This window comes from Streptomyces sp. NRRL WC-3549 (genome assembly GCF_000721935.1).
Lineage (GTDB): Bacteria > Actinomycetota > Actinomycetes > Streptomycetales > Streptomycetaceae > Streptomyces.
Window position 1 is genome coordinate 54,371 of record NZ_KL585426.1, and the last position, 6,736, is coordinate 61,106.

Annotated in this window: 6 protein-coding genes; all 6 read left to right on the forward strand. The window is 71.0% G+C overall.

Annotated features, from left to right (window positions below):
• Nucleotides 1-97 precede the first annotated feature (97 nt).
• Complete coding sequence (locus IH13_RS0128645; RefSeq protein WP_199814872.1) at nt 98-1,201, forward strand: polyprenyl synthetase family protein; 1,104 nt, start codon at nt 98-100, stop codon at nt 1,199-1,201.
• Between the two features lie 101 nt (nt 1,202-1,302).
• The gene (gene shc / locus IH13_RS0128650) at nt 1,303-3,309 is read left to right on the forward strand and encodes a squalene--hopene cyclase (RefSeq protein ID WP_031088906.1); all 2,007 of its coding nucleotides are present in this window, start codon (nt 1,303-1,305) and stop codon (nt 3,307-3,309) included.
• 4 nt (nt 3,310-3,313) lie between these two features.
• Nucleotides 3,314-3,964 (forward strand): 5'-methylthioadenosine/S-adenosylhomocysteine nucleosidase family protein, encoded by a 651-nt coding sequence (locus tag IH13_RS0128655; protein WP_031088907.1) that lies wholly within the window; start codon nt 3,314-3,316, stop codon nt 3,962-3,964.
• Between the two features lie 6 nt (nt 3,965-3,970).
• Entirely contained in the window at nt 3,971-4,990 is a 1,020-nt protein-coding gene (hpnH, locus tag IH13_RS0128660; RefSeq protein WP_031088908.1) for an adenosyl-hopene transferase HpnH, read from the forward strand.
• A 112-nt stretch (nt 4,991-5,102) separates the two neighbouring features.
• A complete protein-coding gene (locus IH13_RS0128665; protein ID WP_031088909.1) occupies nt 5,103-6,500 on the forward strand; it encodes an aspartate aminotransferase family protein in 1,398 nt (465 codons plus the stop codon).
• Nucleotides 6,501-6,581: 81 nt separating this feature from the next.
• Nucleotides 6,582-6,736, forward strand: a 155-nt coding sequence (locus tag IH13_RS0128670) for a helix-turn-helix domain-containing protein (RefSeq protein ID WP_158791369.1), incomplete at its 3' end; no start/stop codon positions are given.

Consider the following 6,736-nt stretch of genomic DNA (forward strand, 5'->3'; position numbering starts at 1 on the left):
CCACGATGGAGGGCGCCGTCCGCAGTGGTTTCGCCGCAGCGGACGCGTCGCTCCACGTCCTCGGCAGGCCCCACCGACATCCGCTGCAGGAGGCGGCATGAGCAGTACCACCGGAACAAGAGGAGAGTCTGTGACCCCGGCGAACCCGGCTTTCGACACCGTGGATGACACCACGGACGTCACCGCGCTTCTGGAGCGCGGCAGGGCCCTGTCAGCGCCGGTGCTGCGAGCCGCGGTGGACCGGCTGGCGCCGCCCATGGACACCGTCGCCGCCTACCACTTCGGCTGGATCGACGCCGACGGCCGCCCCGCCGACGGAGACGGCGGAAAGGCCGTGCGCCCGGCACTGTCGCTGCTGTCCGCCGAGGCGGCGGGCGCCCCGGCCGAGGCCGGGATCCCCGGCGCGGTCGCCGTCGAACTCGTGCACAACTTCTCGCTGCTGCACGACGACCTGATGGACGGCGACGAACAGCGCCGCCACCGCGACACCGTATGGAAGGTGCACGGACCGGCCCAGGCCATCCTCGTCGGCGACGCCCTCTTCGCCCTGGCCAACGAGGTCCTGCTCGAGCTCGGCACCGCCGAGGCGGGCCGGGCGGCCCGCCGGCTGACCACCGCCACCCGCAAGCTCATCGACGGGCAGGCCCAGGACATCTCCTACGAGCACCGCGAGCGGGTCACCGTCGAGGAGTGCCTGGAGATGGAGGGCAACAAGACGGGCGCCCTGCTCGCCTGCGCCGTCTCCATCGGGGCCGTGCTCGGCGGCGCCGACGACCGTACGGCCGACGTCCTGGAGGCGTACGGCTACCACCTCGGCCTCGCCTTCCAGGCCGTCGACGACCTGCTGGGCATCTGGGGCGACCCGGAGTCCACGGGCAAGCAGACCTGGAGCGATCTGCGTCAGCGCAAGAAGTCCCTGCCGGTCGTCGCCGCGCTCGCCGCGGGCGGACCGGCCTCCGAGCGCCTCGGCGAGCTGCTCGCCGCGGACGCCAAGAGCAGCGACTTCGACAGCTTCTCCGAAGAGGAGTTCGCCGCTCGCGCGGCGCTCATCGAGGAGGCGGGCGGCCGCGAGTGGACCGCCCAGGAAGCCCGTCGTCAGCATGCGGTGGCCATCGAGGCGCTGCACGGTGTCGACATGCCGGTACCGGTGCGGGCGCAGCTCACCGCGCTCGCCGACTTCGTCGTCGTACGAAAGAGATGATGACCATTCAGATATGACGCGCGTCGCCGGCGGGTGCCCCTGGGGCGCCCGCCGACGGAGACCCCAGCACAGCAGAGGATCAACTGCACGAAGGGGAAGCCATGACAGCGACGACCGACGGAAGCACCGGGGCCGCGAACCTTCGCGCGGTCCCGTTCGGCGATCCGATCGAACCGACCATTGACACGGACGACGTCCTCGCCGCCGCGCGGAAGGCCGCGGAGCGCTCGGTGGAGCACCTCCTCGGCAGGCAGGACGAGCAGGGCTGGTGGAAGGGGGACCTCGCCACCAACGTCACCATGGACGCCGAGGACCTGCTGCTCCGTCAGTTCCTCGGTATCCAGGACCCGGCCACCGTCCAGGCGGCAGCCCGCTTCATCCGGGGCGAGCAGCTCGGCGACGGCACCTGGAACACCTTCCACGAAGGACCGGCCGACCTCTCCGCCACCATCGAGGCGTACGTCGCCCTCCGGCTGGCCGGGGACCGGCCGGACGACCCGCACATGATCCGCGCGGCCGGCTGGGTCAGGGAACAGGGCGGCATCGCGGCCTCCCGGGTCTTCACCCGGATCTGGCTGGCGCTCTTCGGCTGGTGGAAGTGGGACGACCTGCCGGAACTCCCGCCGGAGCTGATGTTCTTCCCCTCGTGGGTGCCGCTCAACATCTACGACTTCGGCTGCTGGGCCCGGCAGACCATCGTGCCGCTCACCATCGTCTCCGCGAAGCGGCCCGTACGCCCCGCGCCCTTCACGCTCGACGAGCTGCACACCGACCCCGAGCACCCGAACCCGCCCCGGCCGCTCGCCCCGGTCGCCAGCTGGGACGGCGTCTTCCAGCGGCTCGACAAGGCGCTGCACGCCTACCACAAGGTCGCCCCCCGCCCCCTGCGCCGCATGGCGATGAACGAGGCGGCCCGGTGGATCATCGAGCGGCAGGAGAACGACGGCTGCTGGGGCGGAATCCAGCCCCCCGCCGTGTACTCGATCATCGCGCTCCACCTGCTCGGCTACGACCTCGACCACCCGGTGATGCGGGAGGGGCTCGCCTCGCTCGACCGTTTCACCGTCTGGCGTGAGGACGGTTCGCGGATGGTCGAGGCCTGCCAGTCGCCGGTCTGGGACACCTGCCTCGCCACCATCGCGCTCGCCGACGCCGGGCTGCCCGCCGACCACCCCGCCCTGGTGAGGGCGGCGGACTGGATGCTCGGTGAGGAGATCGTACGGCCCGGCGACTGGTCCGTACGCAAGCCGCGACTGGCGCCCGGCGGCTGGGCGTTCGAGTTCCACAACGACAACTACCCCGACATCGACGACACCGCCGAGGTGGTGCTCGCGCTGCGCCGGGTCCGTCACCCGGACCAGCCCCGGGTCGACGCCGCGATCGAACGCGGGGTGCGCTGGAACCTCGGCATGCAGTCCCGCAACGGGGCCTGGGGCGCCTTCGACGCCGACAACACCAGCCCCTTTCCCAACCGGCTGCCGTTCTGCGACTTCGGCGAGGTCATCGACCCGCCGTCCGCCGACGTCACCGGACACGTGGTGGAGATGCTCGCCGTCGAGGGGCGGGCGGCCGACCCGCGTACCCGGCGGGGCGTCCGGTGGCTGCTGGACGAACAGGAGGAGAGCGGGGCGTGGTTCGGCCGGTGGGGCGTCAACTACATCTACGGCACGGGCTCCGTGGTACCCGCGTTGATCGCCGCCGGACTCCCCGCGAGCCACCCGTCGGTCCGCCGGGCCGTCGACTGGCTGGTGTCCGTCCAGAACGACGACGGGGGCTGGGGCGAGGACCTGCGCTCCTACCGGGAGGAGAAGTGGATCGGCCACGGCTCCTCCACCGCCTCGCAGACCGCGTGGGCGCTCCTGGCGCTGCTCGCCGCCGGGGAGCGGGAGAGCAGGGCGGTGCAGCGGGGCATCACCTGGCTGGCCGAGACCCAGCAGGCCGACGGGTCCTGGGACGAGCCGTACTTCACCGGGACCGGCTTCCCCTGGGACTTCTCCATCAACTACCACCTCTACCGTCAGGTCTTCCCCCTCACCGCGCTCGGACGGTACGTGCACGGTGAACCGTTCGCCCCCGCGGCACCGGCGACCGCCGGCAAGGGGGCCTGACCCGATGGCCGATCCCCGTAGGCCGCCGGCCGCCCCGCCGCTGGTCATCGCCTGTGCGCTGGGCATCGAGCTGTTCGCCCTGCGCACGGGCCGGGCGGGTGGCGCCTCGGGGCCGGTCACCGTCGTCCGGACCGGGATGGGCCCCCGGGCCGCCGAGACCGCGGTCCGGCGGGCCCTCGCCCGGGACGGCTCCCGTAACGCCGCGGTCCTGGCCTCCGGTTTCTGCGCCGGCCTCGGCCCCGGGATGCACCCCGGGGACGTCGTGGTCGCCGAGGAGACCAGGGACCACGGTGGCACCACCCCCTGCACGGGCACCGGCGCGCTGGTGGACGCCCTGGTCAGGGCGGTGCCCGGACGTACCGTCCACACCGGTCCGGTGACCGGCTCCGACCACGTCGTCCGGGGGACCGAACGCGCCGGCCTCCGGGCGACCGGCGCCATCGCGGTGGACATGGAGTCCGCCGCCACACTCCGCACCGCCGTCCGCACGGGCCCGCGCCCGGTTGCGGCCGTACGGGTGGTCGTGGACGCTCCAGAGCACGAGCTCGTCCGCATCGGCACGGTCCGCGGTGGAATATCGGCATTCCGCGTTCTCCGTGCTGTCCTTCCGGCTTTTCATGAATGGCACCGATCTTTGCTGCTCCCCAGGAGGTGAGCCCAGATGGCCATGCCACTCCGTCAGACCATCAAGGTTGCGACGTATCTCTTCGAACAGAAGCTCCGCAAGCGGGACAAGTTCCCGTTGATCGTCGAGCTGGAGCCCTTGTTCGCCTGCAACCTGGCGTGCGAGGGCTGCGGGAAGATCCAGCATCCGGCCGGTGTGCTCAAGCAGCGCATGCCCGTCGCCCAGGCGGTCGGGGCGGTGCTCGAATCAGGTGCCCCGATGGTGTCGATCGCCGGCGGCGAGCCGCTGATGCATCCGCAGATCGACGAGATCGTGCGTCAGTTGGTGGCCAAGAAGAAATACGTCTTCCTCTGCACCAACGCCATGCTGATGCGCAAGAAGCTGGACAAGTTCACCCCCTCGCCCTACTTCGCCTTCGCGGTGCACATCGACGGGCTGCGGGAGCGGCACGACGAGTCCGTCGCCAAGGAAGGCGTCTTCGACGAGGCCGTGGCGGCGATGAAGGAGGCCAAGCGGCGCGGCTTCCGGGTCACCACCAACTCCACCTTCTTCAACACCGACACCCCGCAGACCGTCATCGAGGTCCTCAACTACCTCAACGACGAACTCAAGGTGGACGAGATGATGATCTCGCCCGCCTACGCCTACGAGAAGGCGCCCGACCAGGAGCACTTCCTGGGCGTCGAACAGACCCGTGAACTCTTCAAGAAGGCCTTCGCGGGCGGCAACCGGGCCCGCTGGAGGCTCAACCACTCGCCGCTCTTCCTGGACTTCCTGGAGGGCAAGGCGGACTTCCCGTGCACGGCCTGGGCGATTCCGAACTACTCGCTCTTCGGCTGGCAACGGCCCTGCTACCTGATGAGTGACGGATACGTCCCCACCTACCGGCAGCTCATCGAGGAGACCGACTGGGAGAAGTACGGCCGGGGCAAGGACCCGCGCTGCGCCAACTGCATGGCGCACTGCGGCTACGAGCCGACGGCCGTACTCGCCACCACGGCGTCCCTGAAAGAGTCGCTGCGGGCGGCACGGGAGACGATCGTGCCGAGCAAGTGATGTGACGGGAGGCGGGGGCCGGGCGCGGCGGGCGCGCCCGGCCCCCGCGCCACGGGGCGGCCCAGGGGGCCGGGAACAGGGGGGGGCGGACCATGCCGAAGGAGAGCGGGAGATGAAGGACAACGGGCCGGGGGGCTTCGACCTGGCGAAGCTCCTGGCGGAGCGAGGCGACGAGCGCTACGAACTGCACGCCCGGCATCTCAACCACCAACTGCCGCGCATGCTCCGCACCATCGGCTTCGACAAGGTCTACGAGCGGGCGCAGGGCGCGTACTTCTTCGACGCGGACGGCAACGACTACCTCGACATGCTGGCCGGCTTCGGGGTGATGGGGCTCGGGCGGCACCATCCCGTCGTACGCCAGGCGCTGCACGACGTCCTGGACGCCTCGCTGGCCGACCTCACCCGTTTCGACTGCCAGCCGCTGCCCGGGCTGCTGGCCGAGAAGCTGCTGGCGCACACACCGCACCTGGACCGGGTGTTCTTCGGGAACAGCGGCACCGAGGCGGTCGAGACGGCGCTGAAATTCGCCCGGTTCGCCACCGGGAAGCCGCGGATCCTCTACTGCGCCCACGCCTTCCACGGGCTGACGACCGGTTCGCTCTCGGTCAACGGTGAGGACGGCTTCCGCGACGGCTTCGCCCCGCTCCTGCCCGACACCGCGATCCCCCTCGGCGACCTCGACGCCCTGCGGCGCGAGCTGAAGCGCGGTGACGTGGCCGCCCTGATCGTGGAACCGATCCAGGGCAAGGGCGTCCACGCGGCGCCGCCCGGATTCCTCCGGGCGGCCCAGGAGCTGCTCCACCGGCACAAGGCGCTGCTCATCGCCGACGAGGTGCAGACCGGCCTCGGACGGACCGGCGACTTCTACGCCTTCCAGCACGAGGAGGGCGTCGAGCCGGACCTGGTCTGTGTGGCCAAGGCGCTCTCCGGCGGGTACGTCCCGGTCGGCGCGACGCTCGGCAGGGAAGCGGTCTTCAAGCGGGTCTACTCCTCCATGGACCGCGTCCTCGTCCACTCGGCGAGCTTCGGTTCCAACGCCCAGGCCATGGCGGCGGGACTCGCGGTGCTCGCGGTGATGGAGGACGAGGAGACCGTCGCGAACGCCCGCCGCACCGGGGACCTGCTGCGTGAGCGGCTCGCCGCGCTCGTCGACCGTTACGAACTGCTGCACGAGGTGCGCGGCCGGGGGCTGATGATCGGCATCGAGTTCGGCCGGCCCACGTCGCTGAAGCTGCGCAGCCGCTGGACCATGCTCCAGGCCGCCCGCAAGGGGCTGTTCGCGCAGATGGTGGTCGTGCCGCTGCTGCAGAGGCACCGGATCCTGACGCAGGTGTCCGGCGACCACCTGGAAGTGATCAAACTGATCCCGCCGCTGATCATCGGCGAGCCGGAGGTGGACCGCTTCGTGAGGGCCTTCACGGCCGTCATGGACGACGCGCACAGCGGGGGCGGGCTGATGTGGGACTTCGGCAGGACCCTGGTGAAGCAGGCCGTCGCCAACCGCTGAACCGGCCCGGCCGTTCCGGCGGGTTTTTGCCTCACGGGTAAGAGATTTGCCCCGGAGGAAAGATTTTGGCTCAATGGGGGCATGAACCCTGAAGGAGTGGCGGTCGACGAGGTCCCGGGTGTCGCCCCCCGGCTGCGGGACCTGCGCCGCAACCGCGGCCTCACCCTGGAGGTCGCGGCCCGTCGGGCGGGGCTCTCCCCGGCCCACCTCTCCAGGCTCGAGACGGGCCGCCGGCA

Coding starts and splice junctions, on each gene's coding strand:
- IH13_RS0128645 (WP_199814872.1), top strand. CDS start 98: ATGAGCAGTACCACCGGAACAAGAGGAGAGTCTGTGACCCCGGCGAAC.
- shc (WP_031088906.1), top strand. CDS start 1,303: ATGACAGCGACGACCGACGGAAGCACCGGGGCCGCGAACCTTCGCGCG.
- IH13_RS0128655 (WP_031088907.1), top strand. CDS start 3,314: ATGGCCGATCCCCGTAGGCCGCCGGCCGCCCCGCCGCTGGTCATCGCC.
- hpnH (WP_031088908.1), top strand. CDS start 3,971: ATGGCCATGCCACTCCGTCAGACCATCAAGGTTGCGACGTATCTCTTC.
- IH13_RS0128665 (WP_031088909.1), top strand. CDS start 5,103: ATGAAGGACAACGGGCCGGGGGGCTTCGACCTGGCGAAGCTCCTGGCG.